25 protein-coding genes and 1 tRNA gene are annotated in these 24,727 nt (G+C 66.0%); 19 read left to right on the top strand and 7 right to left on the bottom strand.

Annotation, left to right across the window (positions count from 1 at the left end; translation table 11 throughout):
- Nucleotides 1–8 precede the first annotated feature (8 nt).
- Together ACQKIE_RS05715 and ACQKIE_RS05710 are read left to right on the top strand one after the other, a co-directional pair.
- Nucleotides 9–644: a Pr6Pr family membrane protein gene (locus tag ACQKIE_RS05715; RefSeq protein ID WP_427456660.1), complete on the top strand. Its 636-nt coding sequence runs from the start codon at nucleotides 9–11 to the stop codon at nucleotides 642–644.
- 38 nt (nucleotides 645–682) lie between these two features.
- A complete protein-coding gene (locus tag ACQKIE_RS05710; protein WP_427456658.1) occupies nucleotides 683–2,515 on the top strand; it encodes an ABC transporter ATP-binding protein in 1,833 nt (610 codons plus the stop codon).
- A gap of 2 nt (nucleotides 2,516–2,517) precedes the next feature.
- Here the strand turns inward: ACQKIE_RS05710 and ACQKIE_RS05705 are convergent, their stop codons facing one another.
- Nucleotides 2,518–3,396 carry a LysR substrate-binding domain-containing protein gene (locus ACQKIE_RS05705; RefSeq protein ID WP_427456656.1) on the bottom strand — a complete coding sequence of 293 codons (879 nt, stop codon included), beginning with the start codon at nucleotides 3,394–3,396 and terminating at the stop codon, nucleotides 2,518–2,520.
- Nucleotides 3,397–3,494: 98 nt separating this feature from the next.
- Between ACQKIE_RS05705 and ACQKIE_RS05700 the strand changes: the two genes are divergently transcribed.
- Both ACQKIE_RS05700 and ACQKIE_RS05695 read left to right on the top strand, forming a co-directional pair.
- The gene (locus tag ACQKIE_RS05700; protein WP_427456654.1) at nucleotides 3,495–4,394 is read left to right on the top strand and encodes a DMT family transporter; all 900 of its coding nucleotides are present in this window, start codon (nucleotides 3,495–3,497) and stop codon (nucleotides 4,392–4,394) included.
- Nucleotides 4,395–4,460: 66 nt separating this feature from the next.
- The gene (locus tag ACQKIE_RS05695; protein WP_427456652.1) at nucleotides 4,461–6,095 is read left to right on the top strand and encodes a serine hydrolase; all 1,635 of its coding nucleotides are present in this window, start codon (nucleotides 4,461–4,463) and stop codon (nucleotides 6,093–6,095) included.
- A gap of 27 nt (nucleotides 6,096–6,122) precedes the next feature.
- Here the strand turns inward: ACQKIE_RS05695 and ACQKIE_RS05690 are convergent, their stop codons facing one another.
- On the bottom strand, nucleotides 6,123–8,537 hold the full coding sequence (locus tag ACQKIE_RS05690; protein WP_427456650.1) for a DUF3772 domain-containing protein: 2,415 nt from the start codon (nucleotides 8,535–8,537) through the stop codon (nucleotides 6,123–6,125).
- Nucleotides 8,538–8,697: 160 nt separating this feature from the next.
- Between ACQKIE_RS05690 and tpiA the strand changes: the two genes are divergently transcribed.
- From tpiA to ACQKIE_RS05670, 4 genes are all read left to right on the top strand, one after another.
- Nucleotides 8,698–9,450: a triose-phosphate isomerase gene (gene tpiA / locus ACQKIE_RS05685; RefSeq protein WP_427456648.1), complete on the top strand. Its 753-nt coding sequence runs from the start codon at nucleotides 8,698–8,700 to the stop codon at nucleotides 9,448–9,450.
- 25 nt (nucleotides 9,451–9,475) lie between these two features.
- A complete protein-coding gene (gene secG / locus ACQKIE_RS05680) occupies nucleotides 9,476–9,928 on the top strand; it encodes a preprotein translocase subunit SecG (RefSeq protein ID WP_427456646.1) in 453 nt (150 codons plus the stop codon).
- Between the two features lie 26 nt (nucleotides 9,929–9,954).
- Nucleotides 9,955–10,039, top strand: a tRNA-Leu gene (locus ACQKIE_RS05675).
- A 131-nt stretch (nucleotides 10,040–10,170) separates the two neighbouring features.
- Nucleotides 10,171–10,602: a hypothetical protein gene (locus ACQKIE_RS05670; RefSeq protein ID WP_427456644.1), complete on the top strand. Its 432-nt coding sequence runs from the start codon at nucleotides 10,171–10,173 to the stop codon at nucleotides 10,600–10,602.
- 15 nt (nucleotides 10,603–10,617) lie between these two features.
- On the opposite strand, the gene ACQKIE_RS05665 is transcribed toward ACQKIE_RS05670, so the two are convergent.
- A complete protein-coding gene (locus tag ACQKIE_RS05665) occupies nucleotides 10,618–10,983 on the bottom strand; it encodes a UBP-type zinc finger domain-containing protein (protein ID WP_427456642.1) in 366 nt (121 codons plus the stop codon).
- 17 nt (nucleotides 10,984–11,000) lie between these two features.
- Complete coding sequence (locus ACQKIE_RS05660) at nucleotides 11,001–11,288, bottom strand: hypothetical protein (RefSeq protein ID WP_427456640.1); 288 nt, start codon at nucleotides 11,286–11,288, stop codon at nucleotides 11,001–11,003.
- A 103-nt stretch (nucleotides 11,289–11,391) separates the two neighbouring features.
- Here ACQKIE_RS05660 and ACQKIE_RS05655 point away from each other — a divergent pair, with 103 nt between their 5' ends.
- The 3 genes from ACQKIE_RS05655 (at nucleotide 11,392) to ACQKIE_RS05645 (ending at nucleotide 14,061) form a co-directional block, all read left to right on the top strand.
- The gene (locus ACQKIE_RS05655) at nucleotides 11,392–11,751 is read left to right on the top strand and encodes a DUF1304 domain-containing protein (RefSeq protein WP_427456638.1); all 360 of its coding nucleotides are present in this window, start codon (nucleotides 11,392–11,394) and stop codon (nucleotides 11,749–11,751) included.
- Between the two features lie 75 nt (nucleotides 11,752–11,826).
- Nucleotides 11,827–13,539, top strand: coding sequence for a patatin-like phospholipase family protein (locus ACQKIE_RS05650; protein ID WP_427456636.1), 1,713 nt, complete (start codon nucleotides 11,827–11,829; stop codon nucleotides 13,537–13,539).
- Nucleotides 13,540–13,689: 150 nt separating this feature from the next.
- On the top strand, nucleotides 13,690–14,061 hold the full coding sequence (locus ACQKIE_RS05645; protein ID WP_427456634.1) for a response regulator: 372 nt from the start codon (nucleotides 13,690–13,692) through the stop codon (nucleotides 14,059–14,061).
- 12 nt (nucleotides 14,062–14,073) lie between these two features.
- Here ACQKIE_RS05645 and ACQKIE_RS05640 read toward each other — a convergent pair whose 3' ends face one another.
- Nucleotides 14,074–14,763 carry a BON domain-containing protein gene (locus tag ACQKIE_RS05640; protein WP_427456632.1) on the bottom strand — a complete coding sequence of 230 codons (690 nt, stop codon included), beginning with the start codon at nucleotides 14,761–14,763 and terminating at the stop codon, nucleotides 14,074–14,076.
- Between the two features lie 144 nt (nucleotides 14,764–14,907).
- On the opposite strand from ACQKIE_RS05640, the gene ACQKIE_RS05635 reads away from it, so the two are divergent.
- The 6 genes from ACQKIE_RS05635 (at nucleotide 14,908) to ACQKIE_RS05610 (ending at nucleotide 20,707) form a co-directional block, all read left to right on the top strand.
- Nucleotides 14,908–15,903 (top strand): DUF4105 domain-containing protein, encoded by a 996-nt coding sequence (locus tag ACQKIE_RS05635; protein WP_427456630.1) that lies wholly within the window; start codon nucleotides 14,908–14,910, stop codon nucleotides 15,901–15,903.
- Nucleotides 15,904–15,992: 89 nt separating this feature from the next.
- The gene (locus ACQKIE_RS05630; protein WP_427456628.1) at nucleotides 15,993–16,688 is read left to right on the top strand and encodes an NADPH-dependent F420 reductase; all 696 of its coding nucleotides are present in this window, start codon (nucleotides 15,993–15,995) and stop codon (nucleotides 16,686–16,688) included.
- 157 nt (nucleotides 16,689–16,845) lie between these two features.
- Entirely contained in the window at nucleotides 16,846–17,091 is a 246-nt protein-coding gene (locus tag ACQKIE_RS05625; protein WP_427456626.1) for a DUF2188 domain-containing protein, read from the top strand.
- Between the two features lie 65 nt (nucleotides 17,092–17,156).
- Nucleotides 17,157–17,393 (top strand): hypothetical protein, encoded by a 237-nt coding sequence (locus tag ACQKIE_RS05620; protein ID WP_427456624.1) that lies wholly within the window; start codon nucleotides 17,157–17,159, stop codon nucleotides 17,391–17,393.
- A gap of 192 nt (nucleotides 17,394–17,585) precedes the next feature.
- A complete protein-coding gene (locus ACQKIE_RS05615) occupies nucleotides 17,586–20,423 on the top strand; it encodes a TonB-dependent receptor plug domain-containing protein (RefSeq protein ID WP_427456622.1) in 2,838 nt (945 codons plus the stop codon).
- 86 nt (nucleotides 20,424–20,509) lie between these two features.
- The gene (locus ACQKIE_RS05610; protein WP_427456620.1) at nucleotides 20,510–20,707 is read left to right on the top strand and encodes a hypothetical protein; all 198 of its coding nucleotides are present in this window, start codon (nucleotides 20,510–20,512) and stop codon (nucleotides 20,705–20,707) included.
- A 214-nt stretch (nucleotides 20,708–20,921) separates the two neighbouring features.
- Here ACQKIE_RS05610 and ACQKIE_RS05605 read toward each other — a convergent pair whose 3' ends face one another.
- Nucleotides 20,922–22,943 carry a PAS domain-containing protein gene (locus tag ACQKIE_RS05605; protein ID WP_427456618.1) on the bottom strand — a complete coding sequence of 674 codons (2,022 nt, stop codon included), beginning with the start codon at nucleotides 22,941–22,943 and terminating at the stop codon, nucleotides 20,922–20,924.
- Between the two features lie 147 nt (nucleotides 22,944–23,090).
- Here ACQKIE_RS05605 and ACQKIE_RS05600 point away from each other — a divergent pair, with 147 nt between their 5' ends.
- Together ACQKIE_RS05600 and ACQKIE_RS05595 are read left to right on the top strand one after the other, a co-directional pair.
- Nucleotides 23,091–23,216: a hypothetical protein gene (locus ACQKIE_RS05600; RefSeq protein ID WP_427456616.1), complete on the top strand. Its 126-nt coding sequence runs from the start codon at nucleotides 23,091–23,093 to the stop codon at nucleotides 23,214–23,216.
- 96 nt (nucleotides 23,217–23,312) lie between these two features.
- Nucleotides 23,313–24,452, top strand: coding sequence for an acyltransferase family protein (locus ACQKIE_RS05595; RefSeq protein ID WP_427456614.1), 1,140 nt, complete (start codon nucleotides 23,313–23,315; stop codon nucleotides 24,450–24,452).
- Between the two features lie 36 nt (nucleotides 24,453–24,488).
- On the opposite strand, the gene ACQKIE_RS05590 is transcribed toward ACQKIE_RS05595, so the two are convergent.
- The gene (locus ACQKIE_RS05590) at nucleotides 24,489–24,674 is read right to left on the bottom strand and encodes a CsbD family protein (protein WP_427456612.1); all 186 of its coding nucleotides are present in this window, start codon (nucleotides 24,672–24,674) and stop codon (nucleotides 24,489–24,491) included.
- Nucleotides 24,675–24,727 lie beyond the last annotated feature (53 nt).

Genomic DNA, 24,727 nt, shown 5'->3' with positions numbered 1-24,727 from the left:
ACCCCTCCATGACTGATCGCGCCACCGCCGTATCGAACCTTTTCGCCATCGTCGTTGCGGCGGTGGCCTGGCCAGCATTGGTGCTGCAGTACTGGCTGTTGGTCTGGTCCGATTCGCTGGGCGCGGTCACCGTGCGCTATTTCAGTTTCTTCACCATCCTCTCGAACCTGTTGGTGGCGCTGGTCGCGGCGTCGGCGGCGATGGGTGGGAACTGGGCTCCCCTGCGTTTCCTGCGCACACCCAGGGTGCGCGGGCTGGCCGCGCTGTGCATCGCGGTGACGGGGCTGGTGTACGTCGTGGTGCTGCGGTCGCTGTGGCATCCGATGGGGCCGCAGCTGATCGCCGATCGCTCGCTGCATTACGTCGTGCCGGTGCTGTACCTCCTCTGGTGGTTCACATTGCTGCCGCATGGCGCGCTTGGCTGGCGCGACGCCCTGCGCTGGTTGTGGTTCCCGTCGATGTTCGCGCTCTGGACCTTCGCGCGCGGCGCGCTCGTCAACGAGTATCCGTACCCGTTCCTCGACGTCGGCCAGCTGGGCTATCCGGCGGCGCTGCTCAACGCCGCGCTGGTCGCGGCCCTGTTCCTCGCGTTGGGATTAGGCTTCGTGGCCGTCGACAAGACCTTGTCCAGACGACAAGCCTGACCCGCGGGGGGTGCCGCGGCTCGGGTTACAATGCCCGCATGATTTTCCGCTGGTTCGAATCCCTCATCGACATCTTCCGCGAGGCGCCGGACCGGGCCCCGCCGAAGAGCGTCGTCCGCTTCTACGCCTACTACCTTCGCCAGGTCTGGAAGGTCTTCGTGGCGACGCTGGTCGTGGGCCTGGCGGTGGCGCTGATCGAGGTCGCGCTGTTCGACTTCCTCGGCCGTGTGGTGGACATGGCGCAGAAGACGCCCGCGGCGGCGTTCTTCCAGACGCACTGGCGCACGCTCGGCTGGATGGCCTTCGTCGTGGTGGCCCTGCGCCCCCTGGCGATGGGGCTGCACGACCTGCTGGTGAACCAGGCGCTGAGCCCCGGCATGACCAACATGGTCCGCTGGCAGCACCACCGCTACGTGCTGAAGCAGAGCCTCGCGTTCTTCCAGAACGACTTCGCCGGCCGCATCGCCAACCGCATCATGCAGACGTCGCCATCGCTGCGCGAATCCGCGGTGCAGGTCGTGGATGCGCTGTGGTACGTAAGCGTCTATGCCGGCACGTCGGTGTACCTGTTCGCCAAGGCGGACGTCTGGCTGGCCTTGCCGCTGGTGCTGTGGATCGGCTGTTACATCGGCATGCTCGTGTTCTTCGTGCCGCGTGTGAAGGAGCGCTCCTGGCGCGCCTCCGAAGCACGCTCGAAGCTCATGGGACGCATCGTCGACGGCTACAGCAACATCATGACGTTGAAGCTGTTCGCGCATACGCATCGCGAAGAGGCGTATGCACAGGAAGCGATGCGCGAGCAGACCGAGAAGGTGCGCTCCTCGAGCCGCATGATTACCGCGATGGACGTGTCGATCACATCGCTCAACGGCCTGCTCATCGCGGGCACCAGCGCGCTGGCACTCTGGCTGTGGGTGCGCGGCACGGTGTCCACCGGGCAAGTGGCCCTGGCGGTGGGCCTGGTGATCCGCATCAACAACATGTCCGGTTGGATCATGTGGGTCGTGAACGGCATCTTCGAGAACGTCGGTACCGTGCAGGACGGCATCACCACCATCTCGCAGGATCGCACCGTGGTGGATCGCGACGATGCGGTGCCGCTGCGCGTCACGCGCGGCGAAGTGCGCTTCGACGACATCCACTTCCATTACGGGAAGGCCGGCGGCGTCATCGCCGGTCTCGACCTGATCGTGCGCCCGGGCGAGAAGATCGGCCTCGTCGGTCCGTCGGGTGCCGGCAAAACCACCCTGGTCAACGTGATGCTGCGCCTCTACGACCTCGAGGACGGCCACATCACCATCGACGGCCAGGACATCGCGAAGGTCACCCAGGAATCGCTGCGCTCGCACATCGGCGTGGTCACCCAGGACACGTCGTTGCTGCATCGCTCGATCCGCGACAACCTGCTCTATGGCCGTCCCGACGCAACGGAACCCGAGATGCTCGCCGCCGTGCGCCAGGCGCGCGCCGACGAGTTCATCCCGGGTCTTTCCGATGGCGAGGGGCGCACCGGGTTCGATGCCCATGCGGGCGAGCGGGGCGTGAAGCTTTCCGGCGGACAGCGGCAGCGCATCGCGATAGCGCGCGTGTTGCTGAAGGACGCGCCGATCCTCGTGCTTGACGAGGCCACGTCGGCGCTGGACTCCGAGGCCGAGGCGGCGATCCAGGAAAGCCTGGAAATACTTATGCGCGGGAAGACCGTGATCGCCATTGCGCATCGCCTGTCGACCATCGCGAAGATGGACCGCCTGGTGGTGATGGAACGCGGCGCCATCGTCGAAACGGGCACGCACGCGGAACTGATCGCGCACGGTGGCCTCTACGCGCGCCTATGGGCCCACCAGACCGGCGGCTTCGTCGGCGTGGAATAGGGCTAGCCTCGCGGTTCCTGCGCCTCGCGCTCGATCCACCCGATGAAGGCCAGCGCGGCCGCCGTGGGTGGCCGGTGCGCCGAATGCACGACGTAGTACGCGAACCGCGTCGGTAGCTCCGGACCCGGCAGACGAACGAGGCGGCCATCGGCCAGGTGCGCCGAGGCCAGCCGCGTCCGGGCCAGCACGGCGCCCAGTCCGGTCGCGGCCGCATTGAGGCCGTCCGCCGAGTCGCTGATCGTATGCATGGTGCCACTGCGTGGGTACCGCACGCCGGCCGCCTTGAACCACTCCCGCCAGCCCTCGGGGGCAATGTCGGTCAGGAGGGGGAGGGTAGCGACATCGGCTGCTTCCGTGACCTTTCCGGCGAGCGCGGGCGCGGCCAGCGGCTGCAGGGAGTCATCCATCAGGAACCGCGACGTCACGCCCGCCCATTGCCCGAAGCCATAGCGGATGCCGAGGTCAGGGCCACCATCGTCGAAACGCGCCAGCGAGCGATCGGTATCGATCGAGAGGCGCACATCGGGATGCGCGTCGATGAAGCGGTGCAGGCGCGGGGTGAGCCAGTTCGCCGCGAGCGAAGGCAGCACGCTCAGGCGCAGTCCGTTGTCGCGGCGATGCTGGCGCAGGCTGTCCAGCACCGACTCCACCTCGGCCAGTGCCGATCCGGCGGCATCCGCCAGCAGCCGTCCTTCCGGCGTGAGCGCCACGCCGCGGGCATGTCGCTGGAACAGGCTCACGCCCAGGGATAGCTCGAGTTTGCGCACGTGGTGGCTCACCGCGCTGGCGGTGAGGTGCAGTTCTTCGGCCGCGTGCGCGAAGTTCTGGTGGCGTGCCGCCGAAGCGAAAGCGGCGAGGGCGGGGAGCAGGGCGGAACGCATGGCAGGGATGAATCATATGAGAGGCTGGCTTGCAAAGGATGCGCTTGTCCGGCGCGCAGTTCCAGGGACAATGGTCACTAGCCACAAGTGAGGTTCGCATGTCCGCCGTAGATGCCCCTGTCGATTCGCTCTCCGCACCCGCCGAACGCGACTGGCGTACGCCGGTCGAACTCGTGGCCCTGGGAGCGATCTGGGGCGGCTCGTTCCTCTTCATGCGCGTGGCGGCAAAGGACTTTGGTCCCTTCCCGATGGTCGCGACGCGGCTGGCGTTCGGCTCGGCGATCCTCCTGCCGCTGCTTTGGCGCGCCCGCGCCACGATCCGCTTCGCCCATCTCTGGAAGATGCTCGTCCTCGGTGCGTTGAGCGCCGCCATCCCGTTCACGCTGTTCGCCTGGGGCGCGGAAAGGGCGCCCGCCGGCATCGGCGCGATCGCCAACAGCATGACGGTGCTGTTCGCCGCGCTCGTGGCCTTCATCGGCTTCGGCGAAAAGATCGGCACGCGCAAGGCGATCGCGCTCGTGGCGGGCTTCGTGGGCGTGGTCATCCTCGCCAGCGGCCGTACCGCCGGGGAGAACGTCGCCCCCGCCGCGCTCGCCGGTGCCGCCGCCTCGTTCTGTTACGGGCTCGCCGGCAACCTCATCAAGAAGTACCTCGCCGACATCGCCCCCACCGCTGTCGCTGCGGGGTGCCTGCTCGGCGCCACGCTCCTGATGGCGCCGCTCGCGCTGGCGACCTGGCCCGACGCGCCGATCCCGACCAGGTCGTGGGTCGCGGTGATTGCGCTCGGCGTGCTTTCCACGGGGCTCGCCTACGCGTTCTATTTCCGGCTGATCCAGCGCATCGGCGCGCCGCGCGCGGCGACGTCCACCTACCTCGTGCCCCTGTTCGGCGTGGGCTGGGCGTGGATGTTCCTCGGGGAGGCCCTGACGCCGACGATGGCTCTCGCGGGTGCAATCATCCTGGGCAGCGTCATCTTCAGCCAGAAACGCAAGGCCTGATCGTTCCCTTTCGCGGGAGGCGCGGCATGGCATAGTCTCGGCTCTTTCCAGCCGCCGGGACCGTCCATGCCGCGCCTTCGTCATCTCCTCGCCTTCGGCGTCACCAGCTTCGTCGTCGCCCTTGCCGCGCAAGCCCAGGAAGCCGCCGCGCCGGCGTCTCCCGCAACCGTCGGCACTGCCGCGCGCCCCGCGGCACTCGCGGACTTCGATGCCTATGTCGACGCGACGCGCAAGCAGTTCGACGTACCCGGCATTGCCGTGGCGATCGTCAAGGACGGCAAGACCGTGCTGGAGATGGGCTCGGGCGTGCGCAAGCTCGGCGAGCCCGCAAGGGTGGATGCGCACACGCGCTTCGCCATCGCCTCGAATACGAAGGCGTTTACCGCGGCCTCTCTGTCGATCCTCGCCGATGAGAAGAAGCTCGACATGAACGACCGGGTCGTCGACCGGCTGCCCTGGTTCCAGATGTCCGATCCGTACGTGACTCGCGAGATGCGCGTGCGCGACCTGCTCGCCCATCGCAGCGGCCTCAGCCTCGGCGCGGGCGACCTGTTGTACTGGCCGGCAACGACGTATACGACCCAGGAAGTGGTGCAGCGGCTTCGTCACGTTCCGCTGACCAACAGCTTCCGCGCCGAGTACGCCTACGACAACATCCTCTTCGCCGTCGCGGGTCTCGTCATCGAACAGGTTTCCGGCAAGCCCTGGGCGGACTTCGTTCGCGAGCGCATCTTCACGCCCCTGGGCATGACCGAATCGGAGACGCATGCGCCCGACAGCATCGGTCCGAACGACGACATCGCCACCGGTCATGCGAAGTTCGACTTCAAGGACCTGAAGCCGGTCGCGCCCATGTCGTGGAATAACAACCAGGCGGCTGGCGGCATCTACTCAAGCGTCCACGACCTCTCCAAGTGGGTGAACATGCAGCTCGCCGGCGGTACCTATACCGACGCCTCCGGCAAGGAGCAGCGGCTCTTCAGCGAGAAGCGCCAGGCCGAAATGTGGTCGCTGATCACGCCCATCCGCATCTCCGAGCCGAGCGTGCCCGAGCTCAAGGCCACGAAGCCGAACTTCTCCGGGTACGGCGAGGGTTGGTTCGTCTCCGACTATCGGGGGCACAAGCTCGTGTGGCACACCGGCGGCTGGCCCGGCATGGTGTCGCGCGTCACCCTGGTGCCCGACCTCAAGCTCGGTATCGTCGTGCTGACCAACCAGGAATCCGGCGCGGCCTTCCAGGCGGTGACGATGCGCGCGCTCGACGCCTTCATGGATGCGCCGAAGACCGATTGGAACCTGGCTTACGCGGCGAGCGTGAAGAAGTCGGAGGCCAACGCCGACGACAGCATGAAGAAGCACGAGGCGGCACGCATGAAGGGCGCGAAGCCGTCGTTGCCGCTGGACGGCTACGCCGGCACGTATCGCGATCCCTGGTACGGCGACGTCAAGGTGACGAAGGAGGGCGGCAAGCTGGTGATGAGCTTCAGCAAGACCGCCCAGTTGAAGGGTGAACTGCAGCCATGGCAGCACGACACCTTCATCGCCCACTGGAACGATCGCTCGCTCAACGGCGATGCCTTCGTGAACTTCGCGCTGGATCCGGACGGCAAGGTGCGCGAAGTACGCATGGAGCCCGTGTCGCCACTGACCGACTTCAGCTTCGACTTCCAGGACCTCCGCCTGGTGCCGGTCAAGGACTGACCTGCGGGTGCTCGCCTTACCGCCGGATCAGCTAGAGCTATCCGGGTCGGTCGACGCCTGGGGTGCGCCCGATGCGGTCGGGCCGACGATGTCGCCGACGCTCCCGCCGGAACGCAACACCAGGTCCTGTGGCCGCAGCAGCGGAATGTCGGCGCCGCGCAGGCGCGCGATGATGTCGAAGAGCAGGTCGCTTTTCACGCCGCCGACATCGCGTGGGCTGCCCACATAGCAGATGGCCATGAAGGTCATCGCGGCGTGGTCGATGTTGTCCAGCATCACTAGCGGTGCCGGGGCTTCCTGCACCGACGCATGGTTGCGCATCGCCTCGAGCATGTGGCTACGCACTTCGACAGGGTCCGTGTCCAGCGGCATCGGCAGCTTGAACAGCACGCGGCCCTGCGGGTTGGCCATCGTCATGTTCCGCACCGGCTTCGTGATGAAGGAGGAATTCGGCACGATGATGGTCGAGCGATCGGCCACCTGGATCTCCGTGGCACGCACGTTGATCCGGCGGATATCGCCTTCGGCATCGTCGAGCACGACCCAGTCGCCGACCTTCACGGGACGTTCCGCCAGCAGGATCAGTCCCGAGATGAAGTTCTGCACGATCGCCTGCAGGCCGAAGCCGATACCGACCGATAGCGCGGAAGCGACCCAGGCAACGTTCTGCACGGAAAGCCCCATCGCCAGCAGCGCGATGGCCACCACGACGACGATGCCGACGTACCCGAGCAGCGTGGTCAGCGAACTGCGCATGCCGGGATCGAGGTTGGTCCGCGGCAGGTACTGTTCCGACATCCAGTTCTTGATGACGCGCACGGCAAGCAGCCCGAGGAAGAACAGGGCGATCGAGCTCAGGATCTGGCTCGGCTTGAGCTCGACGTTGTAGATCTTCAGCGATTGCAGCTTGCTGCCCAACGCCAGGATGTCCGAGGCCCCGGCACCGAAACCGGACATCACCGCCGTGAGGCCGAACAGGAAGAGGCCAAGTCGCACGACGCCCGACAGCAGCACGCCCGCCTGGTCGAGCAATTTTGGATGCGTGCCGAATACGGCTTGCGCCCGCGCGCTCATCGGCCCCTTCTCGGAAAGCAGGGTCTCGAACAAATCGTCGACGAGGCGCATCGCGAGGTAGGTCGCGGCGATCACGATCGCCGTCCACACCACCTGGCCCGCCATGAACGACGCGAACGCGATGAAACCGGTGAGCAAGCCGATCCACGACGCGACGATCGCGATCCAGGCCGCGGCGATGAACAGGCTCGCCCAGATGGGCCGCGGCGGAGGAGGCGTGCCGTCCTCCGCGTCGTGGTGGGTGCGGCTCAACCGCTGCAGCGCCACCGCGGCGAGCACGGTCAGCACGATCGCCTGGAGACTGCTGGTGACCACGGTGGCGGCCAGGCTCGTTCCGATCGTCCGGTTCAATTCCTTGAGGAAATAGAACAGCACGACCGCCAGCGAGATCAGCATGGGGAACCGGCGCAGCGCCAGGGCCGTCTCGTCGGGGATGGCGGGCAGTCGCCACGAGGGCCGCTTCGCGGAAATCAGCGCGCGTCCAAGACCGGCCACGAAGGCACCGAAGAACACGATCCGTACGATGGCGTGCGCGATCTCGTCCGTCTTGTCGCTGAAGACGTCGTTCCAATTGAGTCCCAGGTAGAGCAGTTGCGTGCCCAGGCCGGTCGTCAGCGTGGACGTGAGGGCGATGCCGAGGATCAGCGCCGACCGCCGGAGGCGCCCGGGCGGCATCCGATTGGCCGTGAGGCTGCGAATCCGCGACTCGATATAGAAGCGTACCCCCGTCATCAACAGCAGACCGAGCACGACGCAGGTGATCAGCGCGGTGCGGTTGCCGGCGGTCCAGCTACTGGCGAGGTCGTTGCGCACCGTGCCGGCGAATGCCTGCAGGTTCGCCGAATCGCGTGGGAAGGCCGCCGCGGGGTCCGACCAGAAAGGCCGGGATAACGGCGAGTTCGTCCGCTGCGAAATCGTCTCCTGGAAACGCGTGCGGCGCAGGTCCGCCAGCTGGTTGCCGGTCTGCTGGGCCTCCAGCGCGAGCCCATCCGCCTGTTTGATCCGGGCATCGGCCGCGTCGAAGGCCTTCTGGGCGTCCCGGCGGGCCGATGCCAGTTCCGGCGCCTCCTTCGCACCCGCCGCGGGCGCCGGGCCCAACTGGTCCAGGCGGGCTTTCGCGGCATCGCGGTCCGGTTGCAGCGCGCCCGACAGCTTCTGCGCGGCACTAACCACGTCGGCGGCCTTGCCGCGCAGGTCGTCGATGTCCGGATTGGAGATCCTGTCGTCCTTCATCGCCTTCTCGATCTTGTCGAGCTGGCCGCGCAGGTCGTCGATCTGCTGGGCAGGACTGACGGCGTCCGTCTGCGCCAGGACGCCGCCGGAGCAGGCCAGGAGCAGGGCGATGAAGAAGATTCTCAGTAGGCGCATGGGGGGATGATCGAAGGCGGTATCCGTCAGGTCAAATGCCGGATCGATGCGTTACCCTCGGTGAACGGCGTGCGCGGGCGCTCCATGCGGCAATGCAGCTTTGCCGTGAGGGGAGCCGCCGCTATCCTGCCGCCCCTTTCTCCACGCCTGGATGCCTCCCATGCGCAAGAAGCTGGTTGCCGGTAACTGGAAGATGCATGGGTCCCGCGCCATGGCCAACGACCTCGTCCGAGAGATCGTCGAGAACCTGCCCGACGGCGTGGACGTGCTGGTCTTCCCTCCGGACGTGTACCTGGCCGAATTGAGCGACCGCTACGCCGATCGGGGCCTCGGCTTCGGCGCGCAGGACCTGTGCGAACACCATGTGCAGGGCGCCTATACCGGCGAGGTCGCAGGCGCCATGCTCCGCGATGTCGGCGCGAGCTGGGTCCTGGTGGGCCACTCCGAGCGCCGTCAGTACCAGCACGAAGACGACGCGCTGCTCTCGAGGAAATTCGGGGCCGCGTGCAAGGCTGGACTGAGGCCGATCCTTTGCGTCGGCGAGACGCTGGAGGAACACGAGGCGGGGCGCGCTGAGGAGGTCATCGCGCGCCAGCTCGGCGCGGTGCTCGAATGCTGCGGTATCGAGAGCTTCCGCGATGGCGCCATTGCGTATGAGCCGGTGTGGGCCATCGGTTCGGGCCTCACGGCGACCCCCGACAAAGCGCAGAAAATTCATGCGGCGATCCGTAGCCAACTGGCAAAAAAGGATGCTAATATCTCGCTCCTGACCCGGGTGCTTTACGGCGGAAGCGTCAAGCCGGCCAACGCGGCCGAACTTTTCGCCCAGCCGGACGTGGACGGGGGACTCATCGGCGGCGCCTCACTGGTGGCTTCCGATTTCCTGGATATATGCGCCGCGGCGCGTCGATAATCGCGACACGGCAAACCAAGAAGACATGTTCATTCTCTTCAGCGTTTTTTATATCCTGATCGCCGCGGCGATGATCGTGCTGATTCTCATGCAGCGCGGCGCCGGTGCGGAGGCAGGTTCTGGATTCGGCGGCGGTGCATCCGCCACGGTCTTCGGTGCGCGCGGGTCGTCGAGCTTCATGACGCGCGCCACCGGTGTCCTCGCCACTTTGTTCTTCCTGCTCAGCCTCGGCATGGGCATGTACCTCGGTCGCACGGGCAATCCCCAGCCGGCCGCGGATCTTGGCGTGATGTCGGGTGTCACCACCCCGGCGGCTCCCGCCAACAACGCCCCGGTGGCTCCGGCCGCGTCGGACGTGCCTCGCGCACCCGCCGCCAACGGTGACACCCCGGCCGCTACGGCGCCGGCGGCGAACAACGATGTTCCGGCCCCGAAGCAGGATGCCACCCAGGCTCCCGCCCAACCGGCCAAGAAGTAAACTACGCAGCACGCAGTAAAAGTTATGCCCAGGTGGCGGAATTGGTAGACGCACTACCTTGAGGTGGTAGCGGCTTAGGTCGTGGGGGTTCGAGTCCCCCCTTGGGCACCAACGCAAGATCCGGACAACCTCAACCGGATCGCAAAGAACCCGCGAAAGCGGGTTTTTTTGTGTGCGTGGAAAACGCCAGTACTCATCCGATGGCGTAGGATGGCTCGCCTGTCGCCCTTGGGATGTAAACGATGGAAGAGACGCAGAATCCGGTGAACCGCCTGTTCGGTTTCGTGGTCGAGTTTGCCGAGCAAATGCTGGCCAGGAGCGGCGAATTCTTCCCGTTCGGAGGATCGATCACAGAGGCCGGGGAGATCGCAGCGGCCGCGGGCGAACCGGACGACTCGGAGCATCCAGAGGCGCAGGCGGTGTACGAGCTGGTGGCGAAGGGCCTCGCATCCGCGGCGTCGAGCGGCAATGTGGTGGCCGTGGCGCTCGTTGCCGATGTCGTCATTCCCCAGGAACTCGCAGCGGCTGCCGAAAACGGTATCCGCGTACACGTGGAAGCGCCCGGATTCGCTCGCATGGTGTACGTGCCTTACGACCTCCTTCCCGGCGAAGAAACGCCCGTGCGCCTGCACGAGCCCTTGGCCGTCGAGATCGACGGAGGCTTCTTCGCCTGAGCGTCGGCGGCCTCGCTAGCGATGCTGCGCGCGCAACAGCACGCGTTGCCAGTTCGGGGGAACGCGTTCCTCGGGCCCCGGTGCCGTCTGGGTCGCCGGATGGCTATGCGGCGGGGCGAGCGAAGGACCGTCGAAACCCTCCCCGGTCCGGTAATCGTAGAACCAGTCCTCGCCCGGCTCGAAGCTCTGGATGATCGGGTGACCCGTTTCGTTCGCATGTTTCGTGGCGTGCTTCGACAGCGAATCGTCGCAGCACCCAACGTGCCCGCACTCGGCGCAACGGCGAAGGTGGAACCACCAGCCGCCGTCCTGCTCGCATTCGACGCAGCCGGTTCCGCTGGGTGGCACCGAAGGGTCGATGCCGTCGTGTTCTCTTTTCATGGTTGCTCCGCGCGCGGTTACGAGGGGCGGCCGGAGGAGGGCGGTGCGGCTGCCTGCATCCTGTCGACCGACGTCGTCAGCGAGCGTAAGGCAATACGCAGTTCCATGGAATTCGGACAACCGCCAGCCAGCAAGGCCTCGATCTTTTCGGCGGCGTCGGCGACCTTGAGGTGGTCGTGCTGGAGGGCACGGCGGGCCATGTGGTTGGCCCGCAACAAGGCTTCGTCGTAATCGTGGTGCAGCAACGCCTGGAGAAGCCCGAGGGCCTCCAGGGAGATCTCCTGGGCTGCCGTGTCCTTGCACATCGTTCCCATAGTGCCGGACGGTGGCGCAGGCGCAATCCGCCATCCGGCCTAAGAAGCTTTTTAGGGCTATCCTCGCCCGCAACCCCTCGCGCACGGACAACGCATGACCCTCGTCGCCACCCTGCTGACCCTCCTGGTCGTCGCGATCCACGTGTACATCGTCGTGCTGGAGATGGTGCTCTGGCGCACGCGGGGTCCGAAGGTCTTTGGGATCACCCGGCAATTCGCCCACGACAGCGCATCGCTCGCCTCCAACCAGGGCCTCTACAACGGGTTCCTGGTGGTCGCCCTGGTGCTGGGCCTCGCGATGCGTGAGCCATTCGCCAGCGCGTTCGTCTTCTACGGCCTCGGCTGCGTCGTCGCGGCGGGCCTGTGGGGCACGTTCACCGCGAGCCGGCGAATCCTCTATGTGCAGGCCTTGCCCGCCGCCGTGGCCTTGGCCGCGCAGTGGGTGGCGCGATAGCAAAACGTGGGAGGCGTTCGCATTCGCGAGCCGAACCGTTGCCATAATGCCGGAACCTGAGGCGATGGAGCGGACATGCCTGATACGGACCTGCCCCTGGCGCACCCGGACATCACGCCACCTCCGCGGGCGCGCACGTTCGAACTGGGCTTCGCCCTAGCGGGAGCCGTCTCCGGCGGTGCCTATGCCGCCGGTGTCCTCGATTTCATCTACGAGGCGCTGGAGCGCTGGTATGCCGCGAAGGGGGGCACGTTGCCGGTGCCGACACACGACGTCCTCTTGCGGGACGTGTCGGGCGCATCGGCCGGCAGCATCAATGGCGTCATCTCGGCCGTCGCGCTGCCGTACGCGTTCCCCCATGTCCACATAACCCAAGCCATGGCGACGCCGGCGAACCCGTTCTACGACGTGTGGGTCAAGCAAGTCGACATAGACGGATTCCTCGGCACGGACGACTTGAAGGACAAGAACGTCCCGATCGCCTCCCTGCTGGATACGCGCCGCCTCGACGACATCGCCGCCGGTGTCCTGCAGTTCACCGGCAAGCCGCTCGCGCGCCCGTACATCGCCAACCCGCTCAAGCTCGTCTTCACCGTCACGAACCTGCGTGGCGTGCCCTATGCCGTGCCCTTCGCAGGGGGCAGCGCGGATGCCGTTCACAGCATGGTGGCGCATGAGGATTACCTGCGCTTTGCGGTGGATACGGGGCAGGGGCCGTACGACCGCGCCTGGCAGTACCCTGACGACTTGTACGTACCGCATCCCAAGCAACTGCCCGACCGTGCGTGGACGTCGCTCATGAACGCCGCGCTCGCTTCCTCCGCATTTCCGGGCGGCTTGCGTTATCGGGAGGTGGAGCGACGCTGGAGCGATTACATGCAGCGCAGCGTGGTCGTGCCGGACGAACATGGCGCGTCGCAGGTCGTGCCGATCGAGCCACGTCGCGATGCATGGGATCGGAAAGGGCCGACCTATCGTTTTGTCGGCGTCGACGGCGGGGCCATGGACAACGAGCCGTTCGAGCTCGCCCGCACCGAACTCGCCGGCACGCTTGGCCGCAATCCGCGTCGCGGCGACGAGGTAAACCGTATCGTGCTCATGGTCGACCCTTTCCCGGAACCGGACGACCTGGGCCCGGAGTTTGCGGCATCGATCAATGTCGTGGAGGCGCTCACCGCGCTGTTCGCCTCATGGAAACAGCAGGCACGGTTCAAGCCACGCGAGATCGCGCTGGCCATGGACGATGCCGTCTACAGCCGTTTCCTGATCGCGCCGACGCGACCGTCGCGGGACGGTGCGGCCCGCTGGCTGGGAGGTCGTGCCATCGCCGCCGGTGCGCTGGGCGGCTTTTCCGGCTTCTTCTCCGAGGCCTATCGACGTCACGACTTCCTGCTCGGACGCCGCAACGCGCAGCGCTTCCTGGCGGAACATTTCCTCGTCCCAGCCAATAATCCCATCGTCGCGACCTGGGCCGCGGATCCCGCGCTGGCCCACTACCTTCGCGTAAGGGATGGGGTGGTCCACGCGCCGGTGATTCCCCTGGTCGGCGAGTGCGACCCCGCGCAGCGTGAAGACACGTTACCCGACTGGCCGAAGGGAGCGTTCGATCCGGCAAGCGTGTTGCCGGCGATACGGAAGCGTTTGGACGCGCTCTACACGGTGGCGACGGCGCAGTGGAAGGACAAGCTGCTTACGTGGCTCGCGTGGCGCACGTATGCGAGGCGCAAACTGCTCGATTTCACGTCGCGGAAGATTCTCGAGGCATTGCAGAAACATGACCTCTGGTGAAGGGAAAGCACTTAAATCGTGCTAAATCCATCGAATTGTTACATTCGTGAAAACCCTCAAATTTTCTTAGCCGATTTCGTCCACAATCTATGGAAGCGACGCGAAAACGGGAGTAGGTTTGAGTACTGGCCACTTGTTCGGGGGTTTTCAATGAGCATTGCAGCCTCGCCCCGCGCGATCGTTTTCGAAGACCACTCCGGCTTGGCCTCCGCGCTGACCGATCTCCTCGCCGAGCGACTCGGCTATGACGTGGCCGCCTGCGCCGACTCCATCGAAGAGGCCATTCGCGTGGCCCATGTGGAGCCGTGCGACGTGGCCGTGGTCGACCTCGACCTCCAGGGCGTCATGGCCTATCCCGCGCTGGACGAACTCAAGCGACGCGGCATCCCGTATGTCCTCGCCACGGGGTCGATGGCCGTGGACATTCCACGCCGCTACCAGGCGCCGCTGGTGCGCAAGCCTTACAGCGCCCACCAGCTGGAGAGCGCCATCCGTGAGGCCAGCCTGGCGCGCGCCGATTGAGCGACGGCGCCCTCAGCCAAGCGAGGGCGCCTCGAACATGCCCCGTTCTCCGGGGCCACTCCTGCCACGCACCCGCAAGGTGTTCTCGACATCCTTGACGCCGACGGCGTCGGCAACGGCGTCCTCGGCCAGGTGCTTCATGTAGCGCTCGGGGACCTCGCCACTGAGGTGGACGACGCCTTCGGACACGCGTACCTCGATGGCCGAGGCGTCGATGGCGTCGTGCTCGGTCAGCCGCTCGCAAATGTCCTCTCGAATGCGCTCGTCGCCACGCTCGTAGCCCTTGGGTCCGACGCCGCGGAACCCGCCGGGGTAGCCCGAGCCGCTCCACTCCCGTCGCCCCTCGTCGCCGCGACCGAAGTCGCGGTGTCCCGGTCGGGGAGACTCGCCGCCATAGCGGTGGTGTCCGCCAAACTCACGGTGCCCCGGGTAGCGCGGGTCGCCGCGCTGGTAGTCCCGCTGTCCCGCCCAGCCGCCGCCGGAGAAGTCATCGCCGGGGCCATAGTCCCTCCCGCCGGCGACGTCATGGCCCACGTCGTAGGGGCTGCCGCCGCGGTCGCGAGTATCGCGGTGCCCGTAGGTGCCGCCGAACTCGTCTCCGGGATAGCGGGTGTCGTCGTCGCGACGCGTACGTGGCCTCGTCCAAACGGGCTCCTCGCCGGCCTGGCGATTCCTGTCGTGGCGATCATCGAAGCGGCTCATGGCGAACTCCCGCAGTGAAGGATAGGCGCAGTGTTCGCGCCAACGCATGCAATGCGTGTTGCCCGCGCGTCAACGCCATGGGAAAGTTCGTGAACACTTTCCTTCCCGGTGCGCGATGATCTTCTTCCCATGACCCGAGGCGGCATGCTCCTCCGCGGCGCTGCCGGCCTCATGGCGGGCGCGCTGTTGTTCCTGTCGGGCGGCTGGGGTGCTTTCGCGCTGGCGATCCGGCTCCCGGCGCCGCGCTTGCCACGCCTGGTCGTGGCAGGCATGTGGATGATGGCGTGCCTCGTGGCGTGGACTGCGTGGATGGGCTGGCGGGCAGGGTGGGCCTTGCCCGGCCTTGCCATCGCCCATGCGCTGCTGCTTGGCTGGTGGGTATCGATTCGCCCGCGCAATGACCGCATCTGGGCTGACGACGTCGCCTGCCTGCTGCACGGTGACGTGCGCGGGTCCCATGTCGTGCTGCACAACGTGCGGGATTTCGCATGGCGTGGCGACGACGATTACGACGTGCGCTGGGAACGCCGGGAATACGACCTCGACCGCCTGCGGGGCGTCGACGCGATACTTTCCTATTGGGCCGGACAGGCCATCGCGCACGCCATGCTGTCGTTCGCGTTCGACGATGGTAGCCACGTCGTGTTCTCGGTGGAGATACGTCGCAAGCGCGACGAGGCGTTCTCGGAAATCGGCGGGTTCTTCCGTCAGTTCGAACTGGTGCTGATCGCCGCGGAGGAACGCGATATCGTGCGAGTGCGCACGAATGTGCGCGGGGAAGATGCCTACGTGTTCCCCTTGCGGATGACGCCCGACGCCATGCGCTCGCTGTTCGTGTCCTACGTGGCGGCAGCGAACGACCTGCATCGTGCGCCGCGCTTCTACAACACCGTGACGTCGAACTGCACGACGCTGGTCTATCGGATGGCGAAACGTATCGATGGCGCGCTTCCGTTCGACGTGCGACTGTTGCTGACCGGTTATCTCCCGGAATACCTGCACGATGCCGGCGCGTTGGACGGGCGGTTCGGGGTCGATACATGGCGACAACTCGGGCGGGTGACGGCGCGTGCGAAAGCGACGGGTCCGGAAGACGATTTCTCGGCCGCAATCCGCCGCGGTATACCGCCAGCCCGATAACCGTGCGTTGCAGGCAGTAACTCACTTCGCTCGCCCGACATTCACGCGACGCGGCGAAGATGGGTGGCGTCACTCCACGGAGACCTTTCATGAAGATCGGAATCATCGGCGCCGGCAACATCGGGCATACCCTCGCGCGGCGTTTACGCGAATTGGGACATGACGTGCTGATCGCGAACTCGCGGGGGCCGGAAACGCTGACGCACATCGAACAGGAAACGGGCGCGATCGCCGTCACGTCGCATGAGGCCGCGCGCGGCGTGGAGGTCGTGATCCTGACGATTCCCGAGTCGAAGGTGACGAACCTGCCTTCCGACCTGTTCGACGGCGTGCCGACGGAAACGGTGGTGGTGGATACGGGCAACTACTATCCGCGAGAGCGCGATGGCCGCATCGGGCCCATCGAAGACGGCGTGCCGGAGAGCCAATGGGTGTCGGACCAGATTCGGCGCCCCGTTATCAAGGCATTCAACAACATCTTCGCCGAACACCTCGGTACGCGTGGAAAGCCTGCCACGGCGGAAGGAAGGATCGCGCTTCCGGTCGCGGGCGACGATGCCAACGCCAAGGCGAAGGTTCTCAAGCTCGTCGACGAACTGGGCTTCGATGGCGTGGATGCGGGGACACTGGCCGAGTCCTGGCGGCAACAGCCGGGCTCGCCCGTTTATACGGCCGATCGCGATCTCGAAGGTGTGCGCAAGGGTCTGCTCGATGCGCAACGCGAGCGGCGCCCGGAGTGGCGTGCTACCGGCGACAGTCCCGGTACGTTCGACGATCCGCGCTGAGGTCGCTGGTGAGCCTCGCGTGAAGGAAGGGCATACGCATCTTCCGTTGTCGGAACGAGAGGGAACGGATAATCTTGCGCCACAGTTGGTATCGCCGTGTCACCCCTCGTCTTGGGATCGCCGGCCCTACGCCTTGCGAGGTTACCCACCTTCTTCCATGGCCATGGTGATCTACGACATTCCCTTCCATCCCGATATGGCGGGCCTCTGGCACGTGCAGATGAATGGCGTGCCGACGGAGAACTTCGAGACGCGCATCGCCGCCATCGCGTACGCAGTACAGCAGTCGAAGCTGCTGGGCGTGCAAAACGGCCTGCAGGTGCTCGTTTCGGTGGAGGGTGCCGACGGCATCTGGCGCGAGTTCGAGTCGAACGCGAAGCGGCCCGTCAACGGGTTGCAATAGCGCTGCACGTCGCGTTGATGCGCGATGCATAGGATGGGGGGCAGATACGGAGGATCACCCCACCCATGACGCATCGAAAGATCGGTTACTTCGACGTGGAAGGCACGTGCTATGTCGCGAAGCCGGGCCGCTGGCGCGGCAAATACGTCATCAGCGAAGACGGCGAAGAGCTCCAGGAGAAGCTCTGCCCGAGCCTGCACGAGAACGAGGACGATGCCTGCGAGGAAGGCATGAAGGCGGGAATCAAGGCGGCGCGCCAACTCATGAAAGAACGTGAGGGATTCGATCCCGGCGACCAATAGCCGTCCAGCGACACTGCATAGGGCGTGCCACGCGCCCCTGTATTCCGTCCCCGCAATATATTCCGAATGGCCGATGGTGCGCCCTGTTTACACGGCGTAAGTTTTCCTTGCGTCCCTGTGAATGAAGCGTTGCGATCCGTTCGCGGAGCCGCCAGTCCCAGCCCCACTCCCCTAAGGCTTCGGAGACTCACCATGAAAACGTCGCAAAAGGTGCTTCGGCGCCAAGGCCTCGCTTTGTCCATCGCCACGGCGCTCGCCTGTGGTCAGGTAGCGGCACAGGACGCGCCCCCGCCTTCGCCGCAAGCTGCGCAAGCGCCTCAGAACGCGCAGGGACAGACCACCGAGCTGGCCACCGTCACCGTGACGGGCTCCGCGCTCCCCCGCATCGATGTGGAGACGCCGTCGCCCGTGACCACGATCACCGCCGACCAGATCCAGAAGAGCGGCCTAACCACCGTGTCGGATGTGGTGCGGGCGATTTCCGCGGATAACAGCGGATCGATACCCGCATCGTTTACCGCGGGGTTCGCGGCGGGTTCCTCGGGCGTCGCCCTGCGCGGCCTCACGGTCAATTCCACGCTGGTGCTGATCGACGGAAGGCGCGCGGCGAATTACCCGCTCACCGATGACGGGCAGCGTTCGTTCGTCGACCTCAACACGATTCCTTCGAATGCCATCGAGCGGATCGAGGTGCTGAAGGATGGCGCCTCGTCGTTGTACGGTGCCGACGCCATCGCCGGTGTCGTCAATGTCATCCTGCGGCCCGGTTACCAGGGAACGGAATTCACGGCCGATATCGGCACCTCACAGCACGGTGGCGGTACGACGAAGCGCGCCACCGTCCTGTTCGGCGGCGGCGATCTCGAGAAGGATGGCTGGAACGCCTACCTCAGCGCCGAATACCAGCGTGACGAGAAGATCCTCACGCGCGACCGAGGCTACCCGTACAACACCGCCGACATCCGGCGCAGTGGCGGCAATAACCTCATCGGCGGCCAACCATCGCAGAACTCCGGGTCCATCTACGGCACGGTGACGCCCGGCACGCTTTCGCGCCCCGGCGACGTCACATCGGGCGTTCCCGATCCCGGTGCGGTGGCGCAGCCCCTGGCGGCGTGCGGTCCGCAAAGCAGCCTGGTGTCGGACGACCCGGCCAATCCCGGCAGTTACTGTGCGCAGAACTTCGCGAACTACACAGCGATCCAGCCGACGACCGATCGTCGCGGCATCTATGGTCGCCTCACCGTCAAGGTCGCCGATCGCTCGAAGGCGTACGTCTCCGCGAGCTATTACGAGGTGAAGACGACGTTCCCGGGCGTGCCGGCGCAGATCCAGGCCGGGACGCCGCGCAACACCAATTCGATCGCCTTGCCGGCCACGTTGCCCGACGGCTCGCTCAATCCCAACAATCCGTTCGCGGCGCAGGGCAGGGCGGCACTGATCAACTTCGGCTTCCCGAGCGCCCTGGGCAGTGGCGAGAGCGACAACCACAACCTGCGCATCGTCGGGGGACTCAGCGGCTATTGGGGCGACTGGGGTTACGACACCGCCCTTGTGTTCAACCATTCCTCGCTGGACACCCGCCTGAACGGTTTCCTCAATTACAACCGGTTGATCGACGTCGTCACCAACGGCACGTACAACTTCCTCGACCCGAGCGCGAATTCGCCCCAGTTGCTCGCTTCGCTGGCGCCGCAACTCAAGAAGACCTCGACCAGCGACCTGCAGCAGTTCGACTTCCGCGTGACGCGGCCGCTGGCGGACCTCGGCGGCGGGGCACTGGGCTTAGCCGCGGGCGTCGACGTGCGTCACGAAGAACAGGACGATCCGGACCTCAACCCAAACCTCGCGGCGCTGGGTCTAGGTATCGCGCACGTGAAAGGCGACCGCACGGTGTCGGGTGTCTACGCGGAACTGGACGCGCCGTTCACCGAGGCGCTGGAAGTCGACATATCCGGGCGCTACGACCACTACTCCGACTTCGGCAAGAATTTCTCGCCGAAGATCGGCATCAAATGGAAGCCGATCGAGGAGCTCGCCCTGCGCGGCACGTTCTCGAAGGGATTCCGCGCGCCGAGTTTCGCGGAGAACGGATCGAGCGAGGCGCAGGGCTTCGCTACCTATACACCGCCGGAGGATTTCCAGGCCGCGCACAACAACAGCGGCTACGTGCAGCCGTATGGCCTCGCGTTCCTGACGCGGGCGAATCCGAACGTGAAGCCCGAGCGCTCGAAGAGCTGGACCTTCGGCGTGCTTTATCAGCCGACACCCGACCTCAGCGCCTCGCTGGACTACTACCGGATCAAGAAGACGGGTGTGATCTCCCAGCAGAGCCCGAGCGCCGTGCTCGACGCGTACTACGCCGGCCTGCCATTGCCGGAGGCGTCGGCGATCGTGCCCGACGTGCCCGATCCCGCGGCACCCGGTGCGTTGCCGCGACCGCTGATCGTGTCCGCGCCCTACGTCAACCAGGACGCGCTCGAAACGAACGGCGTGGACCTCAACTTGAAGGCCGGCCACGACTTCAGCGAGAACGTGCGCTTCACCAGCGAACTGAACCTGACGAAGATCATCAGTTGGAAGCTCACGCTCGAGGACGGCACCAAGCTCGAGTTCGTGGGCACGCACGGTCCGTACGGCGTCTCGTCCGGTGCGGGCACGCCACGCTACCGCGGTTCCTGGGCCAATACGATCCAGTTCGGCAAGGCGACGATTACCGGCACGCTGTATTACACGAGCGGCATCAAGCTGACCGCGCCGGACATTACGACGGGCTGTTTCTCGACCAATACGGACACTGGTGCGAACGTGCCGGGCGATTGCCGGATGGCCTCGTTCACCGACTTCGACCTGACCGGTCGCTACGACATCTCCGACAAGGTGGCGATCACGGGTTCGGTGATGAACGTGTTCGACAAGAAGGCCCCGTTTGATCCGCTCAACTACGCGGCGCTGAACTACAACCCGACCTACGCGCAGAACGGCGTGATCGGTCGGTTTTACACGCTTGGCGTGCGGGTGAAGCTATAGACGGGCGCGGTCGAGGCATTGACGGCTCCGGTGTTTTGCTTTAGTACGGCTCCCTGGGGGAATACCAACAGGGGGCCGTCTAGGCCATGGCACGTCAATACACGCAAGTCAGCTCGATCGAAGCGCTACCCGGCACGGATACGACCGCATGGCCGGACGGCTTCATGCCGGGCACGGTCGCGCCGTTCGTCATGCGCTACGGCACCGATTTCCTGGTGGCCATGCAGCGCGCCGCCGTCGCGCACGATGCGGCGCAGGTGCCTTTCGAAACCGAGCCGGCGTAGGACCTAGCGGCCCGTCGGCCGGGCCGCGGGCGCGCGTTCGCCATTGTCGGGCACGTCGCCCGCCGGGCCGCCGCGGTGGATGGCACCCACCACGAAGATGGCGATCATCGCGACGATCAGCGCGATCGGGCGTAGTAACGCGAACGGTTCATCGGGCGCTCTTTGGACCCCGCGAGTCTCGGGGGCCTTCGGTCAAGGAAATGGATGCCGGGTGTTACGGGTTCGTGCCGTCGAGCAGGTCGCCCACGGCCGCCACGAGCGCGTGCAGCGAGAACGGCTTCCCGAGGATCGACGCCCTCGGCGGCAGCCGCGGTGCGTCGGCGAACGCTTCCCAGGCATACCCCGTGATGAAGAGGACGGGCAGGTCAGGCAGGGCCTCGCGCGCGAACTGCGCCAGCTGCCGGCCGTCCATGCCCGGCAGGCCGATGTCGGTGACGAGGATGTCCGGTCTCGCGGCGGCACGGAGGCTGCGCAGGGCCACCGCGGCTTCGGCGTGGTCGTCCACGGTGTAGCCCGCTTCCTCGAGTACCTCGCGCGCCAGCGAACGGAGCATGTGCTCGTCTTCCACCAGGAGCACCCGTCGACCCGCCCCATGGCAGGCTTCGCGATCGATGTGCGCGTGCGCGACGGCGGGTTCGCCGGCGTGGCGGGGCAGCCACAGACTGACCGTGCTTCCCTTGCCGGGCTCGGATTCGATGATGGCCCGGCCACCCGTCTGCCGCGCGAAACCGTCGACCATCGAGAGTCCGAGTCCCGTGCCCTGGCCGATGGATTTCGTCGTGAAGAAAGGATCGAAGGCTTTCTCGACCACGGTGCGTGACATGCCCGTGCCCGTATCGGCCACGGCGATCACGACATAATCGGCGACCCCCATGCCGATGTCCTGCGCCGGCGCATTGCGCGTCGAGATGCACAGCGTGCCACCACCGGGCATCGCGTCGCGGGCATTGATGGCGAGGTTGAGGATCGCGCTTTCCAGTTGGCTCGCATCCGACAGCGTCCGCCACAAGTCCTGCTGCATGTGCAACTCGAGAAACACCTGCTCGCCGAGTAACGGCCGCAGGAGCAGGTTCAATCCGCGCACGATGGCGTTGGCATCGACATCCGACAGCGACAGGGCCTGCTGGCGTGCATAGGCGAGCAGGCGGTGGGTGAGGCCGGCGGCGCGGTTGACCGCGCCGTGCGCGGCATCGAGCAGGCGCCGCGTGTTCTCGAGCCGGCCACTCTCGATGCGCTCGCTCACGATTTCGATGGCGCCGCCGATCCCGCCCAGGATGTTGTTGAAGTCGTGCGCGATGCCGCCGGTGAGCCGGCCGAGGGCCTCGAGCTTCTGCGCGTGGCGCAACTGGTCTTCCATGTCGCGCCGCCGTTGCACGTCGCGCCCCATGCCGTAGACGACCTCGCCGTCGGGCACGCTATTCCAGGCGAACCAGCGATGGCTGCCATCCTTGGCACGCAGGCGGACTTCCAGGTCTTCGACCGTTTCTCCGTCCAGGAGCTGGGTCATCGCGTCCCGGGCACGGTCGAGGTCGTCGGGATGGACGAGGTCGCCGAAGGCCATGCTGGTGAGTTCGCTGACCTCGTAGCCCAGGTCGCGCTGCCAGGCCGGATTGACGTTGCGATAGCGGCCGTCGCGCGCCATCACGATATAGAGGTCGGGGGAGACGGCCCAGATCTGGTCCCGTTCGCGGGTACGTGCGTTGATCTCGCGCTCGAGCGACGCATTGAGTTCGCGTAGCGTCATCGCCGAACGGACGCCACGCGTCGTCTCGTTCGTGACGGCGTACATGCCGATGACCCTGCCGCACTCGTCGCGCAGGGGAGCGTACGAGAACGTCCACCAGGTGCTTTCGACGAAGCCGTGCCGGGTCATCGCCAGCGGGAGGTCGCGGTGCATGCTGCCCTTGCCGGCGAGCGCTTGTTCCACGTGGTCGGCGACATCGTCCCATACGTCGGCCCACAGCTCCTCGAAACGCTTCCCGATGGCACCCGAGAGGCGCTTCCCGAGCATGGCCCGGTAAGGGTCGTTGAAGAGAAAGATGCGCCCAGGTTCTACCGAAACGAACATCGGCTGCGGCGAATCGAACATGGTCGCGAGCATGGCGCGCAAGGCCGTGGACCACGTCTCCACCGGCCCGAGTGGGGACGTGTCCCAGTCGAAGGCGCGGATTTCGGCTGCCGTCGGCGAATCGGTGGGAAGGAACGCAAAAGGATCGGGGTAGCGACTATTCGACATGTCCGGGGCCATCAGCCTGGCTTCCGGAATAATGCACACCCCGCGAAGGCGGCGTCGTTGCGAATCCTGTCGTGGCGCGACTGTCACGCGCGATCCACGTGGTTCCATGGAACGTCGTTCACGTATCCACCCCGAGGAGGGACATGCATGAACGAAGACTTCACGCCGCAGCCCGGCAAGCAGAAAGGCGGCATCGGCTACATCTTGCTGTGGATCCTGGGCGTGCCCATTCCGATCCTGATCCTCATCGCCCTGGTACGCGGCTGTACCTGAGGCAGGGCATGGCGCGGTGGGCGCCGATGCACGGACCGCATCGCGCCCCGCGTTCCGAATCCCGATATGCTCCTCCGTCGCCCCGGGGGAGCCACCATGTCCGAATCGATCCTGCCACGCAGCCCCGGCATCGACCTGCTGCGTGGTGGCAGCATCCTGCTCGTCGTCGTGCACCACCTTGGCCTGCGCCTCCCGCTGCATAAGACAGACGCTGCACTGTTCCTGCCGGTGCCGTTCCTGAAGGGCCTGGTCTATAACGGCTACGAAGCCGTCTTCGTGTTTTTCGTCGTCTCCGGATTCCTTATCGCCCGGCATACCCTGGAGCGCGACGGCGGCTTGGCGGCAATCGACTGGCGGGCCTTCTACGCGCGCCGCGTCGCGCGAATCGTTCCGTGCCTCCTGGCCCTGGTGGCGGTGCTGCTTGCCTGCCACGCCTTGGGGATACCGAACTACGTTATCGAACGAGACGGTCAGTCGTCGTGGGGAGCGACGCTGTCCGCATTGACGTTCACTTTGAATGTCTATGAAGGCCGTACGGGGTGGTTACCGGGCGGCTGGGACGTGCTGTGGTCCCTCTCGATCGAGGAGGTCTTCTACCTGGCCTTTCCGCTGCTGTGCCTGACGGTCGGTCGGACGCGCTGGCTCGTGCCGTTGCTCGCCGTCCTGGTCCTGTCTGTTCCCTTCACCCGCGCCGCCATCGTCGATAACGAGATCTGGCAAGAAAAGGCCTATCTACCGGGGATGGGGGCGATTGCCGCGGGGGTGCTCGCCGCCGTCGCCACGACGCGCTGGCCCGCCTTGGCGTCCCACGCGCGCCGGCGTGCGGCGCTCGGCATCGTCGGCACGGCAGGGCTGCTCCTCGTCATGTTTTCCGGCGGATGGCTCTGGCACGCTATCCACGACGGCTACATGCTCGTGCTGATCGGTGCGGCGTCGTGCCTCGTCCTGGCGGCGCCGGAGGGCGGGAGGCCGTGGCGCGGCCTTGGCTGGTTGCGGACGATGGGGAGGGCGAGTTACGAGATCTACCTGACCCACATGTTCGTGGTGTTTTCCATGGTGGGGCTGGCCCGACTAACGTCGACCGACAAGGCCTGGGGCTGGATCTGGCATGTGCCCGCTGTGGCCGTATCGTGGGGCTTGGGCTGGCTGGTCGCCCGCGGCTTCTCCGCGCCGGCGAATCGACGCCTGCGCGCATGGTTCCATGCGCGCCGCGTCGGGGTCGTCACCGCCGCCTGACGCCGGCGCGGGAGCCGTCGGCTCCCGCGGTGGATATCAATGATGGCGATTCTTGTCTCGGACGTTGTCGGCCGCCTTGCCGACCTCACGCTGCACCTTGCCGGCGTTCTTCTCGACGTTGCCGGCCGCTTCCTTCGCATGGTTTCCGGTGATCTTGCCGGCCGCTTCCTTCATGCTGCCCTTGACCTCGTGTTTCATGCCTTCGGTACGGTTCTTGTCCACGGTTGCCTCCTCGGTGCTGCGACATTCGCAGTGCGACTGGTGTACGTCCGATG

The organism is Luteibacter sp. NPDC031894 (assembly GCF_050273135.1).
Classification (GTDB): domain Bacteria; phylum Pseudomonadota; class Gammaproteobacteria; order Xanthomonadales; family Rhodanobacteraceae; genus Luteibacter.
This window is presented reverse-complemented; position numbering and strand designations above follow the sequence as displayed.

Coding starts and splice junctions, on each gene's coding strand:
- ACQKIE_RS05705 (WP_427456656.1), bottom strand. CDS start 3,396: ATGCGTTCCGCCCTGCTCCCCGCCCTCGCCGCTTTCGCTTCGGCGGCA.
- ACQKIE_RS05605 (WP_427456618.1), bottom strand. CDS start 22,943: ATGTCGAATAGTCGCTACCCCGATCCTTTTGCGTTCCTTCCCACCGAT.
- ACQKIE_RS05670 (WP_427456644.1), top strand. CDS start 10,171: ATGGAAGAGACGCAGAATCCGGTGAACCGCCTGTTCGGTTTCGTGGTC.
- ACQKIE_RS05655 (WP_427456638.1), top strand. CDS start 11,392: ATGACCCTCGTCGCCACCCTGCTGACCCTCCTGGTCGTCGCGATCCAC.
- ACQKIE_RS05710 (WP_427456658.1), top strand. CDS start 683: ATGATTTTCCGCTGGTTCGAATCCCTCATCGACATCTTCCGCGAGGCG.
- ACQKIE_RS05630 (WP_427456628.1), top strand. CDS start 15,993: ATGAAGATCGGAATCATCGGCGCCGGCAACATCGGGCATACCCTCGCG.
- ACQKIE_RS05620 (WP_427456624.1), top strand. CDS start 17,157: ATGACGCATCGAAAGATCGGTTACTTCGACGTGGAAGGCACGTGCTAT.
- ACQKIE_RS05690 (WP_427456650.1), bottom strand. CDS start 8,537: ATGCGCCTACTGAGAATCTTCTTCATCGCCCTGCTCCTGGCCTGCTCC.
- ACQKIE_RS05595 (WP_427456614.1), top strand. CDS start 23,313: ATGTCCGAATCGATCCTGCCACGCAGCCCCGGCATCGACCTGCTGCGT.
- ACQKIE_RS05650 (WP_427456636.1), top strand. CDS start 11,827: ATGCCTGATACGGACCTGCCCCTGGCGCACCCGGACATCACGCCACCT.
- ACQKIE_RS05610 (WP_427456620.1), top strand. CDS start 20,510: ATGGCACGTCAATACACGCAAGTCAGCTCGATCGAAGCGCTACCCGGC.
- ACQKIE_RS05700 (WP_427456654.1), top strand. CDS start 3,495: ATGTCCGCCGTAGATGCCCCTGTCGATTCGCTCTCCGCACCCGCCGAA.
- ACQKIE_RS05695 (WP_427456652.1), top strand. CDS start 4,461: ATGCCGCGCCTTCGTCATCTCCTCGCCTTCGGCGTCACCAGCTTCGTC.
- ACQKIE_RS05600 (WP_427456616.1), top strand. CDS start 23,091: ATGAACGAAGACTTCACGCCGCAGCCCGGCAAGCAGAAAGGCGGCATC.
- secG (WP_427456646.1), top strand. CDS start 9,476: ATGTTCATTCTCTTCAGCGTTTTTTATATCCTGATCGCCGCGGCGATG.
- ACQKIE_RS05665 (WP_427456642.1), bottom strand. CDS start 10,983: ATGAAAAGAGAACACGACGGCATCGACCCTTCGGTGCCACCCAGCGGA.
- tpiA (WP_427456648.1), top strand. CDS start 8,698: ATGCGCAAGAAGCTGGTTGCCGGTAACTGGAAGATGCATGGGTCCCGC.
- ACQKIE_RS05615 (WP_427456622.1), top strand. CDS start 17,586: ATGAAAACGTCGCAAAAGGTGCTTCGGCGCCAAGGCCTCGCTTTGTCC.
- ACQKIE_RS05635 (WP_427456630.1), top strand. CDS start 14,908: ATGCTCCTCCGCGGCGCTGCCGGCCTCATGGCGGGCGCGCTGTTGTTC.
- ACQKIE_RS05660 (WP_427456640.1), bottom strand. CDS start 11,288: ATGTGCAAGGACACGGCAGCCCAGGAGATCTCCCTGGAGGCCCTCGGG.
- ACQKIE_RS05640 (WP_427456632.1), bottom strand. CDS start 14,763: ATGAGCCGCTTCGATGATCGCCACGACAGGAATCGCCAGGCCGGCGAG.
- ACQKIE_RS05625 (WP_427456626.1), top strand. CDS start 16,846: ATGGCCATGGTGATCTACGACATTCCCTTCCATCCCGATATGGCGGGC.
- ACQKIE_RS05715 (WP_427456660.1), top strand. CDS start 9: ATGACTGATCGCGCCACCGCCGTATCGAACCTTTTCGCCATCGTCGTT.
- ACQKIE_RS05645 (WP_427456634.1), top strand. CDS start 13,690: ATGAGCATTGCAGCCTCGCCCCGCGCGATCGTTTTCGAAGACCACTCC.